This is a genomic window from Algoriphagus halophilus, assembly GCF_041729275.1.
GTDB lineage: Bacteria > Bacteroidota > Bacteroidia > Cytophagales > Cyclobacteriaceae > Algoriphagus > Algoriphagus halophilus_A.
In genome coordinates this window covers 4,906,802-4,931,262 of the sequence record NZ_CP146486.1, presented here as the reverse complement: position 1 = coordinate 4,931,262, position 24,461 = coordinate 4,906,802, and the positions used below count along the sequence as shown (strand labels likewise).

The following is a 24,461-nucleotide window of genomic DNA, read 5'->3' as shown; positions in this document are numbered from 1 at the left end:
GGTTTGAACCAGTTAAAGGCATAACTTATGAAAACATCACTTGCCATCCCTGTAGAAGCTACCACCAGCTCTCGTTTACCCAAAACCGATTTCTCTAATCTGGTATTTGGTAAAACAATTAGTGACCACATGTTTGTGGCTGATTACAAAAATGGAGAATGGACAGATTTAAGAATTGAACCTTATGCTCCTTTGGTCCTGAGTCCTGCAAACGCTACCCTTCATTATGGACAGTCCATTTTTGAAGGTTTAAAAGCTTACAAAAATGACAAAGGTGAAGTCTTGGTATTTAGAGCGGATGCAAACTGGTCCAGAATGAATGAATCTGCCGAAAGAATGTGCATGCCAGCCATTCCAGAAGATATATTTATGGAAGGTTTAATTCAATTATTAGAACTTGACAAGGGTTGGGTTCCGGATGCAAAGGGTTCCTCTCTTTATATCAGGCCTTTTATGTTTGCCACAGATGACTACATCGGAGTAAAGCCTTCCGACACCTATAAATTCATCATTTTCACATGCCCTGTAGGCCATTATTATAGCAAGCCGGTAAGTGTCAAAGTGGAAACCCAATTTACCAGGGCAACTGAAGGGGGAACTGGTGCTGCAAAAACAGCTGGTAATTATGCTGCTTCTTTATATCCTGCCCAAAAAGCCCAGAAATCCGGTTATGACCAATTACTTTGGACGGATGGAAAAAGTCATAGTAAAATAGAGGAAAGTGGCACCATGAATGTCATGTTCAAAATCAATGGAACCTTGATCACTGCCCCTATTAACTCAGGCACCATTTTGAAGGGAATCACTAGAAATTCAGTGCTTCAATTGGCTAAAGACTGGGGTCAGCCTGTTGAAGAAAGATTCTTGACTGTATCTGAACTTGAAACGGCCTTGAAAGACGGAACTCTTGAGGAAGCTTTTGGTACAGGTACTGCCGCAACGATCGCACATATTGAAAGAATCAATGTGAACGGAACTGATTATATTTTACCTACAAAATCCTCTGATGCCTTTTCCAACAAAGTGCTCGCAGAATTAGATGGGATTAAATATGGGACTGTAGCAGATCCCCATGATTGGATCATCAAGATTTAAATGAAAGCGGGAATTATTAATTCCCGCTTTTTTTATTAAAAGACTTTAAAAAGTTCCTATTTTGACTTCGTAAATTAGTTATTTAGGCTAAATGAAAAAGCTGTTACTTTTTTCTTTCTTGATCACTTTATCCTTGCTGGTCCAAGCTCAGTCAAGAGATTTTATCCTTTTGAAACGTGGTGCGAATCAGAAATCCCAAATCCGTTATTATCCAGGAGAAGAAATCACCTATAAGAGCAAAAAAATAGGGTATTTTATTACGGATGTGATCGAAAAGGTCGATCAGGATTATATCTATATGACCGAAAATATCATCTCTCCCATGGATATAGAAGAGATTGATATCCGTAGAAAAGATAAACGAAATGGGACATTAAGAGCATTCAATTCCTTGATCCTAGGTGCAGGAATCATTTTGATCTCAGTAGATATGATCAACAGCCTTTACCATGACGGGGAGGTGACCGTGGACAAAGGAGTTGGAATCACCTCAGGTGTTTTACTGGCTACTGGACTGGCAATGTTGCCCTTGAGATACAAAACCTTCAAGCACCAAGGGAGAAATCATATTCAAATTATCCTGATGCGAATGGATTAATTGAAATCCATTAGTATTAACAGACTTTTTTTCGGAATTTTGCATCCTAAATTTTACACCTAGACAGATGACTTCAGAACAACTGAAAGACTTGAAAGCTCGCACCTCGGCTTTAAGGAGGTATCTTTGACTACGATCGTAAGAAAGCAGAAATAGAAGATTTTGAGGCTGTATCAGCCCAACCCGACTTTTGGAATAATCCGGAAGAAGCGGAAAAACCATGAAGCAGATCCAAGCAAGAAAAACTTGGACCACCGCTTTTGAGAACCTCAACAAAATAATGGAAGACCTGGATGTGCTCTATGAATTTTATAGTGCAGACGAGGTTTCAGAAGAGGAAATCAAAACAGAGTATGAAAAAGCCAAAAATGTGGTTGAAGAACTCGAATTGAAGAAAATGCTTTCTTCAGAGGAGGATCAACTCAACGCTGTATTGGAGATCAATCCTGGTGCCGGTGGAACAGAAAGTAATGATTGGGCTTCTATCCTCATGAGAATGTACATCATGTGGGGAGAGAAAAATGGTTACAAAGTCCGTGAAGTAGACGTACAACAAGGCGACGTAGCAGGTATTAAATCCTGTACTTTGGAATTTGAGGGACCGCTTGCCTATGGTTTCTTAAAATCAGAAACTGGTGTGCACCGCTTGGTACGTATCTCTCCTTTTGATTCAGGAGGACGTAGGCATACTTCTTTTGCCTCAGTATATGCCTATCCTGAAGTGGATGATTCCATTGAAATTGACATCAATCCGGCAGATATTGAATTGCATACTTCTAGATCAGGAGGAGCTGGAGGTCAGAACGTGAACAAAGTGGAAACCAAAGTTCAGCTGACTCACAAGCCTACTGGGATCGTCGTAGTTTGTCAAATTGAGCGTTCTCAATTAGCCAATAGAGAAAAGGCAATGCAGATGTTGAAATCAAGGTTGTTCCAATTGGAAGTGGAGAAAAGAAATGCAGAAATAGCAAAAATCGAATCTTCCAAGTTGCGCGTTGACTTTGGTTCTCAAATTAGAAACTATGTACTTCATCCATACAAACTTGTCAAGGATGCCCGAACAGGCTATGAAACCTCAGATACACAACACGTATTGGATGGTGGCCTAAACGAATTCATGAAAGCCTACCTGCTGGCTCAAAGTGAGGAAGAAGCGAATAAAAACTAATGAAAAGGCCAGATTAATTTCTGGCCTTTTTTGATCTTCAAAACCTAGATGAAATTAATCCCTTCCTTTTTTACGCTCCATTTTTTCTCCTTTGCCTGAGTTCGTTCCTGTTTTTCTCCTCATTCAACATGATCATTCCGGAGCTACCAAACTACCTGAGTTCCTTGGGAGGAGAGGAATACAAAGGATTGATAATCTCCTTATTTACGCTTTCGGCAGGCCTATCTAGACCTTTTAGTGGGAAACTTGCCGACAAAATCGGTAGGATTCCAGTCATGATTTTTGGGACCTCCATTTGCTTTATTGTTGGCCTATTATATCCCATTCTCAATTTTGTAGCTGGCTTTCTATTTCTTCGTTTTATCCATGGATTTTCAACCGGATTCAAACCAACAGGTACCTCAGCATATGTAGCCGACATTGTACCTTTTCAAAAAAGAGGAGAGGCGATGGGAATCCAATCCTTATTTGGATCTTTGGGAATGGCTGCTGGTCCAGCTATAGGCGGGTGGATTGCTACCCATTGGGAGCTAAATACGTTATTCTATACCTCTGCCTTTACTTCTATTTTTTCAATTTTAATCTTGATTAGATTAAAAGAGACCTTACCTGAAAAGGAAAAATTCTCCTTCAGCCTTTTCCGTTTAAAAAAGATGAACTCATCGAAAAACGAGTGTTGGTCCCTTCTACTATTCTTTTTCTATCTGTCTTTTCCTTCGGAGTAGTATTAACCATTATCCCAGATTTATCTAGTCATCTACAGATTGAAAACAAGGGATTATTCTTTGCGGTCTTTACCCTGTCCTCTTTGGGAATTCGCCTCTTGGCAGGAAGAGCCTCAGATAAATATGGGAGAATACCTGTGATGCGGGTTGCTTGCTTTCTGTTAATAGTTGCTATGCTTTCCATCGCATTTGTGCAGTCAAAAGCCGTATTAATGCTGTCAGGAGTTTTATATGGCGCAGCGGTTGGAATGTACAGTCCCACTACAGCTGCTTGGGTAGTTGATCTTTCACTGAATCATTATAGAGGTCGAGCTCTGGCTACCATGTATATTTTTCTAGAAGCGGGAATTGGCGTGGGAGCTTTGGTTTCAGGTTGGGTCTATGGAAACAATCCGGCAAACTTTCCATGGGTTTTCGTAGTCAGTGCCGGGATGGCTTTTTGGCATTCCTTTATCTCATGTTGATTAAAAAGGATACCTACCAAACCAAAGAGCCCGAATAGATTCGGGCTCTTTGGTTTTAATTTCCTAGATATCCAGTGGGTCTTGGAATGGCTAAAATCTTTTTTGTCGGCCATTGTAATAATTTACTTTGTCTCCATCAAAAAATGCCCCTTCTTCCAGCATGATTCGAACTTCTTTATTCCACTCTTTCACAAAAACCACTGCATTGAGTTCTATCGCATAGCCTGTATTGGCATGTAGCGGAAAATCTCCTGCTCCTGGAGTATCCCCTTGATTATCCCACATGCCAATGGTAGGGCCTGCCGAATGCCCATAATATCCAAGTGGGTGTGTATAAATACTCCCTTTGATCCCTTCAGCCTCCATCTGTTTTCTGGTCTCTCTCAAAATTTCATTGCCCGTTCTTCCGGAAACGTAATTCTGAGTCAACAAATCCTGCACCCTGTTTCCTTGTTCAAATGCCTTCTGCAAATATTCGGGAACTTCTGTTTCTCCCAATTTCAGAACATAAGCCATCTCCTGCGTATCTGTATTCAATCGTAGATAGGTGATCCCAAAATCTATATGGAGCAAATCCCCAGGCATGATGACCTGTGAAGCTGGTGTCGAGGCAAAAGATCGATTTGCATCCTGAGAAGCAGGGTCAGGACGCTGAATATCTACAGATGGGTGAAACCAGGTGTCCAGCTTCATGGATTTGATTTTTTCTCTATACCACCAAACTACGTCATCCGTAGTGGTTACACCTGGGGTTATCACTTGCTCAGATAACCCTTGTTGAACAATTTGATGTGCTATTTCTTGAATATGGCGATAGGTAGCCATTTCCGCAGGGGTTCTCGTTTCTAACCATCTTACGGCTAATGTCTGTGCGGAGACGATCTTTGATTTTAAGTTATCCGGCAAATATTCATGGAAGATCTGGTATTCATTCATGGTCAACCCATCTGCATGCCCATAATCCTTGGCATAATTCAGTCCAATGGCTTTTGGATTTTTCTCTTTGATTAAATCCATCAAAGCCTCCCATTGATCCGGTTGGAATTCTGGATCCCAAGCTCTTTTAAATGCTTTTCCCACATCATATCTGGCAACAGCATAGGTCTCCACTGACCCATTTGGTTCAGGTTGATACATCACTAAAATGGTTCTTCTACGCGCAGCCATCCAGGTGGCAGGAAGCAATTTTCGAATGACCGGATCTTCATTGTATTCTCGGGATATTACTACCCACATGTCTATTCCGGTTTCTGTCATCAACTCGGGTAATAGATTGGTGATTCTATCATCCAACCAACTATCAATAACCTGAGCTTGTTCCCTTTGGGTTAAAACAGCAAAATCTTGGGCATAGATACTTTGTGCACCTATCACTACCAGTAAAAGAGAGAGTATTTTTTTGATCATATTCAGATTTATTAATTCTTGAATATAATTCATTATTCAATTTAACCCTTCTTTCATTTGGTAAATGGTCAAACTACAGGGAGCGTTGGTTTTGATAGTTGAAATCTTTCTCTGCTTAATTTTCTAAACCTAAAGTAAAGCAAAAATGCGGTCACGCTTAAGCCTATTAAAAGTCCATACCAAATTCCCTTTGCTCCAAATCCAAATTCAAAAGCCAATAAATAGCCTAAAGGCAGACCCAAAATCCAATAAGCAATCAGGGTTACGTAAGTGGGAACTTTCACATCTTCCATCCCTCTCAATACCCCTAAACCAATTACTTGGGCCCCATCCGATAATTGAAACAGGCCTGCTATGACCAATAAGGAAGAGGACAAGGAAATCACTGCTGGATCATCAATATAAAGAGTAGGAAGGAAATTCCGGAACGTGATAAATACCATCGCGGTACCAGCCATGAAAATCATAGACATGGCATATACCACCATTCCTGCTTCTTTCATCGCTTTGAAATTTGCCCTTCCGATTTGATTGCTCACACGAATCATTCCTGCAGTGGACAAACCTGCCACCATCATATAACTTATAGAGGCCAAATTGATTGCAATCTGATGTCCTGCAAGTGCATTCACCCCCAGCCATCCCATCATGATTGCGGCTGTACTAAAAGCACTTACCTCAAAAATATATTGAAAGCCTGTGGGAATACCTACATTTAGAATTCGGCTAAACATGGGTAAACTCCATTTCTTTAAATTCATGGAAAGTTGAAAAACCTGATACCTTTTTGCTTTTAATACATACCAGCCCATCATCAATGGCATTAATATTCTAGATAGTAAGGTGGCCCACCCCGCTCCCATTAAGCCCATTTCCGGAGCACCAAGCTTACCGAATATCAATACCCAGTTCAGGAATACGTTGACAAGGTTACAAAAGATGGTGATGTACATCGCCTGCTTAGTCTGCGATAAGCCTTCTGCAAACTGTTTAAAGGTTTGAAAAACCATAAAAGGCAACAGAGATGCGGTGATCACAAACAGGTAAGGAATCGTCAAGGAAACTACCTCTTCTGGTTGATCTAGAAAGTGCAAGCCCTGCGCAAGAATCAAGACGATCGAGGTCAACAAGAAACTGGCAATAATATTGATCCAAAGCCCATGTTGAAACAAACGCGAGATTCGGTTGGGCTTCCCTTTACCTTCCGCAACTGACACCAAAGGGGTTATTCCCATTGAAACCCCCATTCCGAACATCAAAATCACGAAAAAGATGCTGTTTCCAAGTGATGCAGCTGCTAAGGGTAGTGCCCCAAGTCTTCCCACCATCATGGAATCTGCAACCCCAACGGAAACCTGTCCCAACTGACTCAACATCACCGGAAAAGCCAGGTTAAATGTAATTTTAAAATGATCCTTGATTGTCATGGCTTATAATCCCAAAATCCGGGCAACTTTAAGAACTCCTGCAATACTGATCCCATCGGTGATTTCACCATTCATCACCATGGTTACCAGATCCTTAAATGGTAATTTTTTAATCGCCAACACTTCCGTCTCCTCAAATTCCGTTAACCCCTCAGTAAGTTCTTCTGCTAAAAAACAAACCCTTCTTCATCTGTCACCGAATTGGAAGTATGGATACGCATTACTTCCGTCCATTTTTTGGCAGTAAGCCCGGTTTCCTCTTTCAACTCCCTTTTGGCACTTTCCAAAATATCAACTCCTATTGGTCCCCCACCCATGGGGATTTCCCACGAATATTCCTCTAAGGGGTAGCGATATTGACCTACGATCCAAGTATAGCCTTCCGAATCCAAAGGAATAATTCCAAGTGCTTTGTTTTTAAACTGCACTTTTCCATAGATCCCCAAATTCCCTGCTGGATTGATTACACGATGTTCTTCCACTTTAATCCAAGGATTTTGATAAATCTCTTTGACTTCTTCTGTTTTCCAAGGGTTTCCTTTCATTGTATTCAAAAAAAGGGTGACCAAAGCCACCCCAAAATTTTCCGTTTTAATTTAATTAAGCCGGGATTGGCAATACTTTAGAGTCTTTGAAAGTAGATAAAATCACCATAGACTGCATGGAATCTACTTCTTTGATCTCAGAAACTTTTTCAAGCATCAATTTTTGATAGGCTGTGATGTCTTTAGAAATGATTTTTAAAATAAAGTCTCCTGTACCGGTAATATGATGACACTCAATTACTTCAGGAATACCATTGATCTCTCTCATGAAAGCATCAATATTTCCTTTGTTATGTCCAATCAAACTAACAAGAACGAAGGTACTTACTCCTAAGCCAATTTTCTCTGGATCAAGTTTAGCGTGATAGCTTTTAATTATCCCAGACTGCTCTAACTTTTTCACTCGCTCCAAAGTTGGTGCAGGCGAAAGACCTATATCTTTTGATAGTTGAGCATTTGTGATTTTAGCATTCCCCTGAAGTATTTCTAAAATTCTTCTATCAATTTTATCAAATTTTATTCTTACGCTATTATCCATGATCTCTGGTTTTACAAAATTTTCTGTTGTGCAAAATTATAATATTTGCTTAAAATTTTAAAGTGATTTATGATAATTTAATACCGCAATTCGAAATTTTATTAAGAAATCGGTGGGTTTAAGCAAAGAATCCTTTCAAAATCCCTCGGTCTCTCAAAAAATTCAAATTATCTCCTGTATCACACACAACATTACGAGAGAATTTAATTTAAAGTTTATTCTTTTTTATAAAATCCCTAGCTTCCTGATGAGCGGGGTGTTTTCGCTTTGCGTAACGTTTAACTTCTTTAAAGTATTTTTTAGCTAAAGATTTATTTCCTGCCGCTGTCTCCATTTTCCCTAGTTGAACTAAAGCATGCAAATAGTAGCCACTTTCTTGTGACTCAGATTCCTCTCCATAAGAAATGGTTTGTAAATAATACTTCTTTGCTTCAGCCATATCTCCAATCCTCCTATAATATTCTGCTGCATAAAAGGATGCGTACCTCCCAGAATTTGCTTCATACCCCACTTGCCTGGCAGCAATCCTATCTAGGATTTCCAGGGATTGATCCAAGGATTCAGTCCAACGACCAACCGTATATAAATGCCTCGCATAGGAACGATGAAAATAAGGGTTATTTGGAAATTTGGAATGTAAGTACTCTGAAATCCGTAATGCTTCATAAGGTTTCTTCTCCTCAGAAGCATACAGCCTGAATAAAAAATACTGAGCCTCCACTCTAGTATAAAATGCATTTGTCGCCACTTGCTCCAATTGCTGGAGTCCTAATTCTTTACTTCCTTTTGGGAATAAAGCCATGACAGGTCGAAGCAATGGATAATGTTCTGGGATCCAAACTGAGAAATAATTGAAAAGAGCATCTCCCAATAGCAACTCTGGGTTGAATTCTTCCTCCCCTCTACTCAATTCCATGTATTTCAACGCGTTCTTTCCTCCCCAAGCCGCTTTGGTCCATTTCTTTCTTTCAGAATAGAGTCTACTTTGGAAACCATAACCCGCTGCCAAAAAAATGCAGCTTCTTTATTGGTTTCATCTTCCTCATAAATGGCTTCAGCCTTTTCAATTGCCCGATCTAAATACTGAATGAAGATATCGTCGTATTTCTCATTGGTAACATCTACTTCTATTCTCCACCAATAACCAAGAGCCATCAAAAAATCAGGCAAGGGATGATCCGGGTATTGGTACGCCAACACTGCGAAATCTCGTTCAGCTACAGGAAAATTGAAATCATACATGCTATTGATTGATTTGGTTATTCTAAACTGCAAACCTTTATCAAGAAGCAAATACCGGGACTGCTCTACCTTGAATGTATCGGCTAAGGTAGACTGGCTAAAGGCATTTACTTTGCTGAATAGCAAAACTGAAAATAGACTAAGGGCTATAATTTTTTTAAACATGTTTCAATGAATGACATTGCAAAATTAGATGGAATCCCAAACAATCTTTTAGATTTGGATGAGAATCATCAAAAAATGGCAAAACCACTTTCCATAGAAGCACAACGTCTTAAAGAGACAATAGATTTCGACAAAAGAATATATTTTTTCATTTTGGTAATTTTATTCTTATCCATTAGGTATTTAACCAATACGTTAATCCTGGAATCAATCCCAGATTATGATGCCTTGGAAAGCCGTGGAGACTTTATGATTTTCCATATTTTCAATGCCCTTAATTACATTTGGACACCTTTCGCGCTTCTTTGGAAGTTCACTGCCATCTCCTTTTTATTTTGGCTTGGAGCTTTTTCTTGGGATACAAAGTACCTTATAAAGAACTATGGAAATTTGCTTTAGTCGCTGAGGTAATTTTTATTTTCCCAGAACTGATTAGACTTCTTGTTTACCTAAACCCTTCCTCTTCCGTCACTTTTCAAGAAATTGACGAGTACCGTCCATTTTCACTATTATCCTTATTAGGGTCTGAAAATGTGGCTGCCCAATACCACTACGCTTTGGGAACCGTCAATATTTTTGAAATTTTTTATGGGATACTATGGCTTTATGGATTTCATATGATCAGTAATAGAGGGTTGGGAGAATGCTCGATTGTCGTACTTATTTCCTATTACTTTCCCCTGCTAATCTGGCTCATCTTTTATATTTTAGTTTACAAAGGATAAGGAATTTAAGGCTAAAAAAGTTCGATTAAAACAACCCATATACTTCTAGACATCAATGTATTACTTTCCATTTCTTTCTAGATGTCAAAGCGCTATCACTTTCTTAAACGATCATTACATCCTAGTTAATTCCAGCTGAAAACAAAAAAAGAGCCTAATTAGACTCTTTTTTTAATAATAACTATGATTAGTTAGACCAATTCAAATGGCCACAATAATAATCCCTGTTTAAGATTAATAACTTCTTTAAAACCCATTTCATTCATGATTGCACAGGCCATTCCACTTCTATTTCCACTTCTACAGTAAATCAAATACGTAATATCCTTCGATAGATTTTGAATTAGATTCATGAAATCACTTGAGGATACATCCAGATTAATTGCCCCTCTAATTTTTCCTCCTTCAAACTCACCAGCTGATCTTACGTCCACTACTATGGTATGAGGCATTATTGCTAAATCATGAAATTCACCGAAAGCAATTTCTCTATAGTTCTTGGACACAGTACTGGAAGAATTATTCATAGGATTAATTTTGGTGCAAAAGTGTTTTAAAACTTATTGACTATCAGTATCAAAAGTCACATAGGACTAAACTATACGAAGATTAGTTCTTTGGATATAATGTAAATTCCCATTCCAAGCACAAACCATCCAAATCCTTTTTTCAGTGCTTTTTCATTGATCTTTTTGGACAATGAGCTTCCGATAAAGATCCCAATGATAGACAATGCTGTAAAGATGATCAGCATCTTCCAATCGATGGTTTGATTAGCTACGTCTCCAAGAAATCCGATTAACGATTTGGCAGAAATAATTAGAAGAGAAGTCCCCACGGCCATTTTCATTGGTAATTTGGCAAGTATCACCAAGGCAGGAATGATCAAAAATCCTCCCCCGGCACCCACTATACCTGTCACCAGTCCAACTACCGACCCTTCTAATGCGATCATGGGGAAGTTGAACTTCACCTCTCCATTTCCTTCTTCTTTATTTGTCTTTTTTTCTTTGATCATTGAATAGGATGCTGCCAGCATGATGATCGAGAAAAACACCATAATCCCTACACTTTTAGCCAATTCAAACCCTCCAATAGAAAATAAGGGATCTGGCAAAGCTGGAACCAAGAATTTTCTTGTTAAAAAGACTGCAATAAATGAAGGGACTGCAAAAACCAAAGCGGTTTTATAATCCACCAAGTTCTTTTTCATATAGGTAAAGGAGCCTACCAATGAAGTACTACCCACCACAAATAGCGAATAAGCTGTCGCCAATACTGGTTCTACACCTAAGATATATACTAGTACAGGAACCGTTAATATTGATCCTCCTCCCCCAATAAGTCCTAGGGAGACCCCGATGATTACTGCGGATGCAAATCCTATAATATTTACTAAATCCATAATTTTTTATTCAGAATTAACACCACAAAAGTACGTTAGCCGGTAGCGGGAAGTAGTGACAAATGTTACACTTGATTGGAAAATAAAAATAAGTTCAGATAGCCAGGGAAAAGGGTGCAAACAGAAACTACAAAGAATGTGAAAAAGAAAATAATTCGAATAGGATCCCGAAGATCCATTTTTTGTAAATTATAAAAAAAACGGGTTACCATGAGAATTTTACTGCCTTTAGATTTTTCCGAAAACTCGAAAAAAACCTTTGACTTTGCGATCATCTTAGCAAAAAAGAAAAATGCAACGATTACCATCTTGCATGTCATTGAAGCAATTTATGATTTTGCTGCCCAAGCAGCTATAGTCATAGATGGTATGCATAGAGATGCTGAAAAATACATACAAGGGCTGATTGAAGATACTAAAAAAAGGAGTCCAGATGGACTATCTCATCAAAGAGGGAACGGTTTCTATCATGACTGCCAAAACAGCCGAAGAAATCAATGCAGATTTAATCGTCTTAGGAACGCATGGAGCAAGTGGGATTGAACAGAAATTATTTGGAAGCAAATCGGTTGAAGTTGTAAAAAATTCGGTCTGTCCTGTACTTTTGGTGCCCAGCGAGGCTAAAATCGAGCATATTGAAAAAGTTACTCTTGCCTTGGAGTTTGCAGAACATGAGGAGCCTTTTATAGAATGGGTAATCTCGTTAAGTAAGAACTGGAATTTACAATTAGAATTTCTTCATATTCAATTGCAAAGGAATTTTAAAGAAGAACTTTGCGTGCTCGGGTTAGAGGCTTTTGTAACAAAAAACTATCCAGAGATTCCTGTGAAGCTTCATACGTTTTATTCGGAAGACTTGATCAATGGCCTGGAACAATACCTTTCTAAAAATGATGACACCATTCTAGTCATGTGCCATCATCATAAAAACCTTTGGGAACAAATCCTCACGAAGAGTAAATCTTTACAAATGGCCTATCATACACATGTTCCTCTCCTTATCATGACTTGATTATTTACTAATCAACTCTTCAAAATCATCACGGATATAGATCACATTCCTACCCAGTTCAATCCACTTTTTCTTCTCCAATTGCTTTAATAATCTCGAAATTACTTCACGGGAGGTTCCCAATTCATTGGCGATTTCTTGATGTGTGGTATGAAGTTCATTGGCTTTATGTTGTTTCATTTTAGTCACAATATATCGCATCAAGCGTTCGTCCATTCGTTTGAAGGCCACAGCATCTAAAGCAACCAGCATTTCCTGAAATCTACTTTGGTAGGTATTGGACACAAAATCTTTCCATTGCCTGAATTCATCCGTCCATTGTTCATGAACTGCAATCGGAATTCCAACCAACGTGGTATCTTCTTCTACTATTGCTCTTATCTCACTTGGTTTTGAAGCTGCACAACAGGTCAATGACAAGGCACAGGTTTCACCGGCATCCAAATAATACAAAAACAGTTCTTTCCCTTCCTCGTCCATTCTTAGGATTTTGATAGATCCTTCCAACACTATGGGTACCATTTTTACGAATTGACCGGGTTCCATAAGAACCTTACCCGCTGCCAAATGAATAATTTGACCTTTATCCAAAATCGCTTGAAGCAGTTTGGGGTCTGTAAAATTGGGTAAGTACGATTTAAGCTCTTCTAGATTCATAATGCATAAAAATCAAATTTAAGAAGTAGTGGAAACCAATTAGGTGATAAAAATCACTTTTTATTGCTTTAATAAACATTTCAATAAAAAAAGCTCCTGAAAAAGTTCCAGGAGCTTTCAATGTTCCAGTCATCCATTAACAGGTCGGACAACAGACAAACGGAACTTTAGTAAGGGGTGAAGTCCTCAATATCCTAAAATGTCCCAAGCCCCTACTCAAAGGTCTAATGGTTGAAACTAAGTTAGTTGCGGCTTTTTTAGCTTTCAAACCCTCAGCAAACCTTCCTGACACCTCTCCTGATCTTTGACTTCTGGACTGATTCAAGTGGTCATGGATATTGGTAATATTCCCAAAAACCTCCACTACCAACACACTCAAAGGACTATCTTCAGGCAAGCCTAATTGCTTTAGCTTATCAGCAATATCCTGAGAGGTGACGACTGCAGTTCCCACAGGATGCTCATCTTTTATTGAGGCAATTAAATTTCCAGTTTTAATCAGGTTAGGATTGATGCTGACACTTCCTTTGGTATAATCACCAATGGTCGGTTTGAAATAAACCTGCTGTGTCAAGTCATTTATTTTTTCAATTCTTTTGGATCCGTATTCACTCTCACACCGATCTTCATCTCAATCTCACCTAATAAAATGTTTCTAAAATCCCTCCCATCGGCTTGGAAAACTTGCGCATATACCAATGTCCAAAGGCTGGTCCTAGGAGGTTTTGAAGTTACATTCTTACCATTATGCACTGCTTTCGCATACGGGGCGCTGACATATAAGTGATTTTTACTCCGGTTCAAAGAGCAAAGTAGCGTAGGGGCAGGATGTTGTACACCTGTTACCCTCAATGGCCTTCCAAACCTTCCTTGAGCAGTTGACCAAAGGTTATCTTCTCTATCTGGCCAATGACCATGTCCCACCCTGAATTCATAGGTAAAAAACCCAAACATTTCAGGACTTTCGGCATGCATTCCTGAGGGAATAGGAAGAATATAATGTCGATCACTATCACTAGCAGCGGTCATGGGTTGCATCGCAGCAATTCCTGCTTTATCATCACTTTGTCCCGGAATGATCTGTCTGGTTAATTCCGGATCCAAACTAATGGGTGCTTCTTCCGGAGGAACAAACTGATCCCCCTCATTACTGGCCAACAGTTGATCCGGAGCATTGCCCAATACACGACAATAATAGGTGTCATCAGGATTCTCCACAGGTTGATCAAATTCAACCCATAGATACCTTTTCCTCGCCTCAGAAGAGCTATAATCATCCGATCTTTCATAAGGGGAAAAGGCAATCCCTACACTGACTAATTTTGGGACTTGTGCAGGAGGTAAAACAGTAGGAAGCGTCAACTGATCCGTTTCAATGATGGCAGGTTCTGGATGCCCTGATTTTACATGGGGCTTGATTTTATATTCTGCCCAGATTTCATCTGGAAACCTTAGCTCACCATTGGGCCGTTTGAGCTCATTTTTGGGGTCTAGGGCATCAATGTAAATGATTCTCGTATAATTCCTATTGACACGATCAAAGCTATCTGCCTGCAAGGCTTCGAAGGAAACCGTATGCTTGATTTCAATATCTCCCAAATAAGTATTGACTCTTGTCTCAGACTCGGAATCCTTTCGGAATTTATAAGCCCTTTCGATCACAAACCCCACATCTTCCAGGGAATCCCAGGCCCAGTCTCTGTTGATCTTATAACTTAAGGTAGCAATCCAATGATTATATAAATCTGCTTTAGTAGCAAACGTAATAGAACTTCCGTCTGGCGCAAGGGTATGTCTGATCCTTGAATTACATCCAAAAGCAATTCGTTCTCCTTTAGGGGCCACCAAGGTTAAGCCTTTGGCCCTCACCCCCAAGGCATCGGCCAATCTTTCTACCACACCTGATTGCTGCTCTTCTGAATTCCTCCTTATCAAGGATTTATAAATATCACCTTTAACCGTGGGAACTGAATCAGGTTTTAAAAACAACGCCTGAACTGGAGCAATTGCTTCAAAAGGTTGCAATAAATCATCTTCAGTGCTAGGCTCTTTATACAACATAAACTGTTGGTTTTTACCATAGCGACTATCCTTATCCTCCTCTTCATCAATAAAGCCAAAATAACTTTCAGGAGCTCCTTCACTGACTGCCACTGCTCTCATGGATATCCGGATATGTCTTCCCGTCGGTAGGATCAACCCTTCCATTCCGTTGAGGTCGTCTATCAATAAATCATCCCTTAAAAACGGGTTGGCAGGCTCTCCTAAATTCAATACCGGAACATCTATGAATTCCATGGGAATAGTGAGTGCACCCTCAAAATCCTCAGGAAAAAACCTGTTTGTTTCATACAAGGTGATGAAACTATCATCTCCCTTTTGGCTTAACTGGGTATCCATTCTTAATGATTTTACCTCCACACGGATCTTGACATGCGTAACATCAGGATCAGGCAAAGCAGGCTTTAATCCATCCTCCTGGAATGGCAAGGCTTTCAAAAGTGCCACTGGATCCTGACCTATTGACTGGTATTTATTGGTAAAGACTACAGCAGGGTATTCCAACAATGGTCGCTGGATTGAAAAACTTGGATTCGGGTCAAATTGTGTTTCATCGTCATCCAACGCATTGAAATAAGTCCTTAGATTACTTCTGATCTCTATCGGTTTCTCAATTCTCAACATCGCAGGATTTACAAACCTCTTGAAAGAAACGCTGGTTTCGGGACTAGGTGCAGCATTTGGGTTCATCGTCCAAATTCGGACCTCCACCTGAAATATCAGTCATTCGAATCCTGAATTCATAGGTATTACCATATCGAAGCTGAGTGGTCAATGGAGTAGGAATCAAGGTCTTATTCTGCACTACTTTTTTATCCTGCACCTCATCTTGAATGCCCCCATTTTCCTCATGGTTTCTGTAGATTTCCAAGGCATCTTGATCCTCAGTTACCAAATTTTTTCCAATCCAATGGGCATAATACATCGGTAACCAATAATGGTCGCTGTTTGGACCACTGATTTTATTGGGATAGACTTGGTAGGGAAGCTCGGTTGAACTTGAGTCAAGTTGGCCTGAAAAAATATTTTCAGATTCATTGATTTCAATGCTATTCAAACTTTCCCAATCATTACCCGGGCTAGCTTGCCTTACATCTATATGGTATCCCATGACTCCTAAAGGAGCATCAATCCGTTCATTGGAACCCGGATCAGAAGGATTTTCAATCATTTGCCGCAAGTACCAAACAAGAATCTGTTCATCATCCCAACCCAGACGAATACCAGAATCGGATTGAGGAGGTAATTCATCTTGGGTTTCCTCCAATAAATTACCACTGACCGGTTGGTTGGCATGCACGATTTTAGCAAAGCCATCATTATAAGTCTGAGCCTCCATGAATAATTCATCCCAAGGCCCCAATGGCACAGGTTCACTTGCGTCAGATACTTTCTTATATAAAACAGGAAATAAAACCGGGGCAAATACAGGTCGGCTTTCTCCCATCGTTAGTGTTGGGATTTTTGCAGCATATCGCTTGATCAAAGGTCCATCAGCATGTTCAAGCAATCCGGCCTGGGCCTCTGCATAAGGGTTATTAACCATATCTGCATAGATATATCCCCCATCCTCAAACCAATCTGCCTGCACTTGAAGTTGTACCTCATAAATCATCCCGCAGGCCTTCGCCAAGAGGGGTTGTCTTAAAATATTGGCAAATACTTTTCCCCAACTTAACTCCGTCCTAGGTTGGTAATTGATTGTTGGAATTTTATCCCGAACGGCGCAATGGTATCCATCATCCGTCACGGCATTGGGGTGTCTAGGCTGGGTGAAATTGAAACGATCACGATAGGAAAACGGCAAGTATTTTTTAATACTATTTTCTACTGGTACCGGGGCGGGTAATTTATCCGTGTTATCCGTGATTGGTAAAGGCATGGCATCGGCCACTTTTTGAATAATATCTGCCTTATTGGAAGCCGGTATCACATTTACCGCTTGTACAATTGGAATTCTACTCGGAGCAGTCGCATTACTCAAAGGAAAATCTTCCGAACCTCTGACAATAGACAGACTAAACTCCGGTTGAAAATTTGCAAACCCTGGCACATTGGCTGGATTGGGGAGGCCGGTGGACCAAGTGGAAAAGGGGTTTGTATTCCTTGGCACTACGACAATGTTTAAAGTCAGCGTATTCCCATCAAACCGCTGAGGAAAAGTCATTAAGGATATCAATCTTTTAGGTTCCATAATTCGAGTTTTTAATAAAAAATTAGGCTATCTGTCGACTTTCTTGCCAAGTCTCTTCAAAGCTGATGTTAATGATGAAGCAAATACTTATGTCTAAACCAAAAGTCACCGAAGCAGTGCAATCTGTTCTCTCTGGGCTAGAAATTCTCTTTACAGTCCCGCTCGCTTCAATGTAAATGGTAACACTTACCACTCCACCCAACAGATTCGCATGTCCTTTGAAAAGCATGAAAGCAGTTACTTCAATGACATTGGCATCGGCATACATTTCGCAACCTACCATATAGGTGACGCTGACATTACCGACCACAGGAAGTCCTACAGAAATATTGGCTCCAAAACCAAATTTCATCATGAGGCTCGGGCCTATTTTGGTATCACAAGCGATTTTTACCTCTACAGAACCCACGGCATAAATCGTTGCTGCTCCAACAGTTACACACATGACTTCCAAGCCACCATTGAACTGGATAAATCCGCCCGCAGTAGGAAGTAATTGTTTAGGATCTGTGGTTACTTTTAAAGCTGCGTTGAAATAAACCCCAAGTGCCAAACCTGCTTCCAATCTTAATGGACATTGAGGTGAATTATATACGGAGTCTTCGGGGGAAGCGAATCAACGGAATTTCTTTGGATGCCTCAAACTTATATTCCCAGATTTCTCCAGCATTACTCATGGCTATTTGTAGACCTTTTCTCATGACTGCACCATAATCACCGGTGCTCAAGGCTGCCAACATCTGTAGCAATTCGATAACAGGTTCCAAGGCTGGGCTAAATTCCACTTCAGGTAATGGAATCCCATCCAAAGGTCCGGGATTATCCTTGTCTCCAGCATACCCTGTTTCTTTTCCCTTCCCAGCGTCAAAATTCCCCTTGATGGTTATCAATCGTTCAAATGACCCGAGGTCAACCACCATTCCAACATTATTTACCTTACTCTTCCAGGTGTCCGCTAAGTCATTTGCAAATGAATCGACATCGAAATTCAACTTGGAATCCACATACTGCTTATTTCCCGGGGCTCCTTGAGTCGCTTTGTATTCTATATAGATTTTCAATGAATCCATATTCACCAAATACAATGGGTCAAAATTGGGGACATCAAATGCCAATGCTTTATTCAGCGCTTGATTTGCTTCTCCTGATAAGAGTTTAAATCCTTTATCAACAATTTTCCCAGCTTCTTCTTTAGCCGTAATCTCCATCAACTCCAGTACTTTCCTTCCTCCATCAGTGGCCGCATTTTCAATAAATGCCTTGACCTTATTCCCTTGGTCATCCACTCCTTCCAACAAAGCCATGGCCTTCCCGTAATTGGAGTAAGCATCTCCCACGTTGGGGAAAATACTGCTTCCATTCATCAATTTGTATGCGTCTGAGAAGATCGGAGGAGTTTTACTCAATAACTTGGAAACTCCTTTCTTATAACTAGGAGTCAAAAAGAGTGCTTTTTGAGTGGAGGTACTTTGTAAGAACCCATAATTAAAAGTCGCTTCTACCGGGTCTCTTAAAATCTCCATAGGATGTGCCAACCGAAGCAGATTATTATTGACATCTGAATTGCTGACGACTTTTTCTGCTACCCATTTTCCGATTCGAATTAATGGGATGGGAACATGAGGAGGTAAAGGAGTCACTTCTCCGGTACCTGTTTCATGCTGCACCATACTCCAACTTCCATCTTTGGGAAGAATAACCGATCCCCTTGTAGAGGCGACAAAAATTGGATTCCCAAATTCATTTCCTGGTTTTTCTGAGGGTGAAATATCAAATCGATTGATTTGCATCAACTGACCTGTGCCACCTACATCCATCACACAATCCACATCCCCTCCGATCAAACCTCCTTGTAATCCCAACAAGGCATTGAGCTGCTTTGGGGTCAAGGGAATCCCTGGAGGGGACAACTGAACATATCCTAAGATCTTTTTAGCAGGAGTCCTTCCATTCTTATGCCCTTGCACCAAATTCTCAATCTCCACATCTGCATCGAAGTAAACTGCCACACATTTGACTTGTTGATCCAGGTAGCTTAAGCCATCTGAAGTATCACTGTTGACAATGACATCTCCACTTTCATTGATGTATTTTTTCCCAACTTGGATCTGATTGGAAGTCACAAAGTCCGCTACCGACCCATCTTCTTGAATATTGGAAATATTAAAAAGCCCCCTAAGTGTACCGGGGTGCAATTCATATCGCTCTTTCTCCTCCAATTTTCCAGGGAACGATTCGTCAATGTATTTAGCCCTAAAATCAAAAATCCCATCTGATTCAGGTTGCCAACCACTATCCGTTCTAAATACAAAGCCTGAACTTGTCCGAAAAATAGTGATGGTTCTTACCACACGAATCCCCCAAGGATACACGATGCTTTTCACTTGAATTACTTCGTGTCCTGTCCTTCCAAGCATCACATCAAATCTTGCTTGGCTTGTTTGGGCGATGGCAGCAGAAGGGCTCAGCCAATTACTAAACATACTGGCTCCATATCCTGAAAAATCAATTTTGCTTACCGGAACGCCCCTAGAAAGTAATTGGGTGGGATTGCCTTGGTTGACGAAGAATTCACCATTAAAAATCTCCGTAACACTTTGACCTAAAGTAGAAGCTCCAGTAGCTACACCATTCATCCCCAGCACATTATTTAACTGAACAGTAAATCCTGCAAACATGGGTGAGTCATTCATTTTAGGTTCAGAAGGATCCTTTTACCATAATTTCCAGCTGTTGCTCTGATTTGAATCCCTCCTTCCATTTGATTCGGGAAATTTGGCCGGACATTAGCCAATTCAGGCTTGATGGTCTCTTTGGCATTGGTATGACTCAACTCTGCCAAGGCTTTCATTCCAAATGAAAGGGTAAACTGTGCATCCACTGAAGTTTCCTTTTTCTGATATTTATCCAGGATAAATTCAACCAAAGGTTTTGGTGAAATGGCTATCCTTTCCGGATGATTATTCAAAATCCTAGTTGGACCCCCATCGTTGGGATAGTAGTTGAACAAAACCGGAGGATCTCCCGGCTTGGCTTTTCCCGGAGGAGTTAAATTGAAAATTGGTTCCCATGCTACCTGAGGCATCATGAATAAGCGGGTCATCGCTCCAGGAGCAATGACTTCCATTCCCTCCACAGAAATCAATTGACCAGATTGGGAAATCGTTGCTTCAGATTCTGAAACTGAATGAGCTATCCCCGTAGTTACCCGATCCCTTCTGGGGAATCCCATACTTACCCCCAACTGATTGGCATTTGAACTCACATCCAGTAAGGCAAAATACTCCGTATCATATGGCCTCATGAAGGGATCCAATTGATCTTCATAGGGAGGCAATCCATTATCACTTGCAGCAGCAGTATTCACGGCTTTTAAGGTACCTGCTACAGCCTCTGATTTCACTTGATTCATGGAAACCGTGCTTACAGCCATGGCAATATCCCCTTGACCGGAAGTAGAGGTATTGGCAGGACCAAAATGGAATTTGACTGCTACAGCATCTGATTTTTCATCTTGAGGTTCTTGACTGATTTGACAAACCAGCCAACTCTTGATCCCATCAATTCCTTTCCTTTTATCTCCGAATTGTCCTGCAAATAATCCTAGGTTGGCGACATAAGGATCAGGTAAAGTAGGCATGTAACTCAACATGCCAAACACCAAGAATGTCTGACTTTTAAGGATTTTTTTCCAGTCCTCTGAACACTCTCCGAATACCAAAGCTCCATTTACAGGAGATATGGTAAATAGGGCATTTTCCAGTGCGATAGCGATACTTTTAAAATCAGGAACTTTACTAAAGGGTAACTTATTGTCCCAAAGTATATTATCATCGAATAGGTAGATCAATTTCTTGGCATCGCTTCCTGCCAATATCAAAGCTGAATTTTTCGTTTTCACAGAAACAGGCAATCCATTGACTTGCAATGGCCTATCCACCTTGATTTCAGAATTGACCAAGCCGGCAATCATTTCAGTTCCTTCAGCCAGGGAATTATATAAAAACAGAGCATCCTTCTTAAGGCTCAAAGAGATGGATGTTCCATGTTCATTTAAATCGTCTTTCCAATGATCGATTTCCTGAAATGCTCCTTCCCCATTGGAAAACATATCTGTGATCCCGATTCTTCCTACATCCACCAATAGAAACGGATTCTCTAATAAGAGCTTCCTGGCCTGCAGTCCTTGCCATTTTAGTTTGATCCCTGATTGGAGAAGTTGAAGAATCCCTCCGGATCCTGCCACCTCCAAAGGGGCTGCGATATCTAACTCCGCAGCAGGAATTGCCCACCAAGAATCTTGAATAGGTGCACTTCCAGAAAATTCCACCATAGGACTTTTCTGCTTTTTTGGAGCAAATTCTGACTCCGAACAATCAAATGGGATGAGTAATCTTGAAAGTTGGGAATTATACTTTGGTACTTTATTAGACCTTTTGAAGGAAGCCTTTTCTCCATAAACAATACATTGAGCGTCACTTATTTCTTTTAATTGAATTTTGGAGGCACCTGTGAACGAAAAATTAAGTTTGGTAGGCGTATTGATCTTCGCCTCGAATGCATCTTTTCCATGTTTGCTTTTCGCATTGGCGGGATTCGGTGCCTGATCTAAATCCAGACTTACCTGGACAGAAGTAGTGGCAGCCAAAATAAGCTTCTCTCCTTGTAAAACAGGGTCTGCACTTAATTGAATTCTTCCGTCTTTCACCAAAAATCCTACATAGCGGGAATTTGGCGCATTGTTGGCAAGCATATCCGCACGCACATAAAAACTACCCGCCGCAACATCATAGTTTTTTGTGACCTCAATAGGAGCAGCATTGATCTTTTTTACTTTCGACTCCTTAAAAGTTGCTTTAAATAGAAGAACAGGAAGATTACTGTTTTGCTGATATATCCCTACTAACTTGGTAACCCTAAAAAATCAATTATTACTACCCTTCCATCCACCCTTTTCAAAGGTCCAATCGATTTGACCACCTTCGCACCTGCTGCCCATTTGGGCGTACTCGCCCTAATCTGTGTGCTTTTGACAGGAACTTCCCTTACAAATGCCTTCAAACGAGGATCGTCTTCCTTTACTGTTGCTTTATCAGCCTCTTTCCTAATGAGCTCAATCTTTTTCTTGGGAATTCTTTCCTGAAAAAAAGTTCGGAATTCTCAAAACTGAATGACTCTTCTTGAATTTCTTGGCTATCCTGAATCAGTAAAGATTTTGCCAATAGTGGTATTCCTTCATCCCATTGTTTTTTCTCTGAAGATTTTTCTGCATTCAAATGACCAAAAACATTGGACAATAGCGATTCCAGCTGGTCTTTTTCCATGATAAAAAGGATTAAAAGTAAGACTTAATGCATTTTTCAAGGGATAAAAAGAAAGGCTTAAAAAAATAAACACTCAGGAGTTAACCTCTTGAAAAACAGATTCTTAATTTAAAAATTTTACCCCAAAAATACCAGTTAAAACTCCTGTAATTTTGACCTATTTTTTAAGGTGTTGATTTGTACTACAAATTTTTAAAATGTGATAAATATCACCTTTTACTACACCATGCTTAGTTAAATTTATGAATATCAATTCACTAACCCATGAAGCATTATCAGATTTTAATTATAGGAGGGGGAACTGCAGGGATCACTGTGGCTGCTCAACTTAAGAGAAAAGATAAATCCTTATCGATGGCAATCATTGAACCATCTGAGAAACATTATTACCAACCCGCTTGGACCTTGGTAGGAGCAGGAACTTTTAATTTCAAAGATACCGAGCGAAGGGAAGCTGATTATATACCGAAAGGGGTAGATTGGATTAAAGATTATGCAACAGAAATTGACCCCAATAACCATTCAGTTTCCACTCAAGATTCAGGAAAGATCACCTATGAATATTTAGTAGTTGCTCCAGGTTTGGTCATGATGCCCGAACTGCTTCCCGGACTTCCTGAAGCGATGGAAAAGGGAATTGTTTGTAGTAATTATACCGACCCGGAGTACACCTGGGAGCAATTACAAAAATTTAAAGGCGGAAATGCGGTATTTACCCAGCCAACCACTCCTATCAAATGTGGTGGAGCTCCTCAAAAAATCATGTATTTAGCTGAAGAATATTTCCGTCGCTCCGGAGTAAGGGACAAAACCAATGTCATATTTGCAACTCCAGGAACAGTCATATTTGGAGTTCCTGATTTTGCCAATACGCTCAATCAAATAATACATGACCGGGAAATCATATTCAAGCCGTTTTATGCGCCTGTAAAGATTGATCCCGATAAAAAGGAAATCACGTTCAAATACATCAAACCGAAAGGAGATGCTTCCAAAGAAGTGGAAGGCAATACCATTGGTGAGGAATTGGTAGGAGAAGATGAAATTAAACTTGCATTTGACTTCCTTCACCTAGCCCCTCCTCAAGGAGCTCCAAAATTTATTAGGGATTCCATTGTCTCCATTCAAGAAGGTCCGAATAAAGGTTGGATAGATGTGGATAAGAATACTTTACAACATCTTCGGTTTCCGAATATCTTTTCCCTAGGTGATGTTGCAGCTTTACCAACAGCCAAAACAGGGGCCGCAATTCGAAAACAAGCCCCGGTCTTAGTTGAAAATTTGTTGAAATTGATCCATACCAATCATGTGGGATCAGCGTCTTACAACGGTTATTCTTCTTGTCCTTTGGTAACCGGATATTCCAAAATGGTACTTGCAGAATTTAAATATGACAATGTAAGGGACAGTGACCCTTTGATTTCAAAATTTGTAGATACCACTAAAGAGCAGTATTCGATGTGGCTCTTGAAGAAATACGGCCTACCTTTTATGTATTGGAATCTGATGCTTAAAGGAAAAGCTTAACGCAAAACGGTCTTAAAAAAGACCGGTTTTTTTCTATCATACCTTCCAAAACAACTTATTGCCATTTTACCCAAAGCAATATTTAATCTAAATCCTATCTTTTACTTTCATCTTCCGGTACCTATTATCCATTTATGAGGAAGATCTACTTATTATTAATTTCATTCATCTTTTTCTCCTGT

General features: G+C 40.1%; 21 protein-coding genes and 4 pseudogenes. 9 read left to right on the top strand and 16 right to left on the bottom strand.

Annotated features, from left to right (window positions below):
* Window positions 1-27 precede the first annotated feature (27 nt).
* From V8V91_RS26565 to V8V91_RS26545, 5 genes and pseudogenes are all read left to right on the top strand, one after another.
* Entirely contained in the window at window positions 28-1,095 is a 1,068-nt protein-coding gene (locus V8V91_RS26565) for a branched-chain amino acid aminotransferase (RefSeq protein WP_373398013.1), read from the top strand.
* Window positions 1,096-1,186: 91 nt separating this feature from the next.
* Complete coding sequence (locus V8V91_RS26560; protein WP_373398012.1) at window positions 1,187-1,693, top strand: hypothetical protein; 507 nt, start codon at window positions 1,187-1,189, stop codon at window positions 1,691-1,693.
* 67 nt (window positions 1,694-1,760) lie between these two features.
* Window positions 1,761-2,861: pseudogene (gene prfB, locus V8V91_RS26555) on the top strand (peptide chain release factor 2).
* Between the two features lie 128 nt (window positions 2,862-2,989).
* Window positions 2,990-3,586 (top strand): MFS transporter, encoded by a 597-nt coding sequence (locus V8V91_RS26550; protein WP_373398011.1) that lies wholly within the window; start codon window positions 2,990-2,992, stop codon window positions 3,584-3,586.
* The gene (locus V8V91_RS26545) at window positions 3,538-4,050 is read left to right on the top strand and encodes an MFS transporter (protein WP_373398010.1); all 513 of its coding nucleotides are present in this window, start codon (window positions 3,538-3,540) and stop codon (window positions 4,048-4,050) included. The genes V8V91_RS26550 and V8V91_RS26545 overlap by 49 nt, the downstream gene beginning before the upstream one ends.
* A 55-nt stretch (window positions 4,051-4,105) precedes the next feature.
* Here V8V91_RS26545 and V8V91_RS26540 read toward each other — a convergent pair.
* From V8V91_RS26540 to V8V91_RS26520, 5 genes and pseudogenes are all read right to left on the bottom strand, one after another.
* A pseudogene (locus tag V8V91_RS26540) lies at window positions 4,106-5,457 on the bottom strand (M24 family metallopeptidase).
* Between the two features lie 68 nt (window positions 5,458-5,525).
* Window positions 5,526-6,884, bottom strand: a complete 1,359-nt coding sequence (locus tag V8V91_RS26535; RefSeq protein ID WP_373398009.1) for an MATE family efflux transporter — start codon at window positions 6,882-6,884, stop codon at window positions 5,526-5,528.
* A 3-nt stretch (window positions 6,885-6,887) separates the two neighbouring features.
* Window positions 6,888-7,429, bottom strand: a pseudogene (locus V8V91_RS26530) (NUDIX domain-containing protein).
* Window positions 7,430-7,484: 55 nt separating this feature from the next.
* On the bottom strand, window positions 7,485-7,967 hold the full coding sequence (locus V8V91_RS26525; RefSeq protein WP_074223680.1) for an Lrp/AsnC family transcriptional regulator: 483 nt from the start codon (window positions 7,965-7,967) through the stop codon (window positions 7,485-7,487).
* A gap of 208 nt (window positions 7,968-8,175) precedes the next feature.
* Window positions 8,176-9,374, bottom strand: a pseudogene (locus tag V8V91_RS26520) (tol-pal system YbgF family protein).
* Window positions 9,375-9,658: 284 nt separating this feature from the next.
* Between V8V91_RS26520 and V8V91_RS26515 the strand changes: the two are divergent.
* On the top strand, window positions 9,659-10,099 hold the full coding sequence (locus V8V91_RS26515; RefSeq protein ID WP_373398008.1) for a hypothetical protein: 441 nt from the start codon (window positions 9,659-9,661) through the stop codon (window positions 10,097-10,099).
* A 191-nt stretch (window positions 10,100-10,290) separates the two neighbouring features.
* Here V8V91_RS26515 and V8V91_RS26510 read toward each other — a convergent pair whose 3' ends face one another.
* Complete coding sequence (locus V8V91_RS26510) at window positions 10,291-10,626, bottom strand: rhodanese-like domain-containing protein (protein WP_373398007.1); 336 nt, start codon at window positions 10,624-10,626, stop codon at window positions 10,291-10,293.
* A 71-nt stretch (window positions 10,627-10,697) separates the two neighbouring features.
* Window positions 10,698-11,504 carry a sulfite exporter TauE/SafE family protein gene (locus tag V8V91_RS26505; RefSeq protein ID WP_373398006.1) on the bottom strand — a complete coding sequence of 269 codons (807 nt, stop codon included), beginning with the start codon at window positions 11,502-11,504 and terminating at the stop codon, window positions 10,698-10,700.
* Window positions 11,505-11,714: 210 nt separating this feature from the next.
* On the opposite strand from V8V91_RS26505, the gene V8V91_RS26500 reads away from it, so the two are divergent.
* Complete coding sequence (locus V8V91_RS26500; protein ID WP_373398005.1) at window positions 11,715-12,047, top strand: universal stress protein; 333 nt, start codon at window positions 11,715-11,717, stop codon at window positions 12,045-12,047.
* Window positions 11,938-12,516 (top strand): universal stress protein, encoded by a 579-nt coding sequence (locus V8V91_RS26495; RefSeq protein WP_373398004.1) that lies wholly within the window; start codon window positions 11,938-11,940, stop codon window positions 12,514-12,516. The genes V8V91_RS26500 and V8V91_RS26495 overlap by 110 nt, the downstream gene beginning before the upstream one ends.
* Here V8V91_RS26495 and V8V91_RS26490 read toward each other — a convergent pair whose 3' ends face one another.
* The 9 genes from V8V91_RS26490 to V8V91_RS26450 form a co-directional block, all read right to left on the bottom strand.
* Window positions 12,517-13,173: a Crp/Fnr family transcriptional regulator gene (locus tag V8V91_RS26490; protein ID WP_074223675.1), complete on the bottom strand. Its 657-nt coding sequence runs from the start codon at window positions 13,171-13,173 to the stop codon at window positions 12,517-12,519.
* Between the two features lie 136 nt (window positions 13,174-13,309).
* Window positions 13,310-13,747 carry a hypothetical protein gene (locus V8V91_RS26485; RefSeq protein WP_373398003.1) on the bottom strand — a complete coding sequence of 146 codons (438 nt, stop codon included), beginning with the start codon at window positions 13,745-13,747 and terminating at the stop codon, window positions 13,310-13,312.
* 5 nt (window positions 13,748-13,752) lie between these two features.
* A complete protein-coding gene (locus V8V91_RS26480; protein WP_373398002.1) occupies window positions 13,753-15,924 on the bottom strand; it encodes a hypothetical protein in 2,172 nt (723 codons plus the stop codon).
* On the bottom strand, window positions 15,902-17,428 hold the full coding sequence (locus tag V8V91_RS26475; RefSeq protein WP_373398001.1) for a hypothetical protein: 1,527 nt from the start codon (window positions 17,426-17,428) through the stop codon (window positions 15,902-15,904). Before V8V91_RS26475 ends, V8V91_RS26480 begins: the two co-directional genes overlap by 23 nt.
* A gap of 22 nt (window positions 17,429-17,450) precedes the next feature.
* Window positions 17,451-17,993 carry a hypothetical protein gene (locus V8V91_RS26470; RefSeq protein ID WP_373398000.1) on the bottom strand — a complete coding sequence of 181 codons (543 nt, stop codon included), beginning with the start codon at window positions 17,991-17,993 and terminating at the stop codon, window positions 17,451-17,453.
* Window positions 17,994-18,015: 22 nt separating this feature from the next.
* Entirely contained in the window at window positions 18,016-20,121 is a 2,106-nt protein-coding gene (locus tag V8V91_RS26465) for a hypothetical protein (RefSeq protein WP_373397999.1), read from the bottom strand.
* Entirely contained in the window at window positions 20,118-22,193 is a 2,076-nt protein-coding gene (locus tag V8V91_RS26460; RefSeq protein ID WP_373397998.1) for a hypothetical protein, read from the bottom strand. Before V8V91_RS26460 ends, V8V91_RS26465 begins: the two co-directional genes overlap by 4 nt.
* Before the next feature lie 137 nt (window positions 22,194-22,330).
* Complete coding sequence (locus V8V91_RS26455; RefSeq protein ID WP_373397997.1) at window positions 22,331-22,489, bottom strand: hypothetical protein; 159 nt, start codon at window positions 22,487-22,489, stop codon at window positions 22,331-22,333.
* 17 nt (window positions 22,490-22,506) lie between these two features.
* Window positions 22,507-22,752: a hypothetical protein gene (locus V8V91_RS26450; protein ID WP_373397996.1), complete on the bottom strand. Its 246-nt coding sequence runs from the start codon at window positions 22,750-22,752 to the stop codon at window positions 22,507-22,509.
* Window positions 22,753-23,016: 264 nt separating this feature from the next.
* Between V8V91_RS26450 and V8V91_RS26445 the strand changes: the two genes are divergently transcribed.
* Window positions 23,017-24,279 (top strand): FAD/NAD(P)-binding oxidoreductase, encoded by a 1,263-nt coding sequence (locus V8V91_RS26445; RefSeq protein ID WP_373397995.1) that lies wholly within the window; start codon window positions 23,017-23,019, stop codon window positions 24,277-24,279.
* Window positions 24,280-24,461 lie beyond the last annotated feature (182 nt).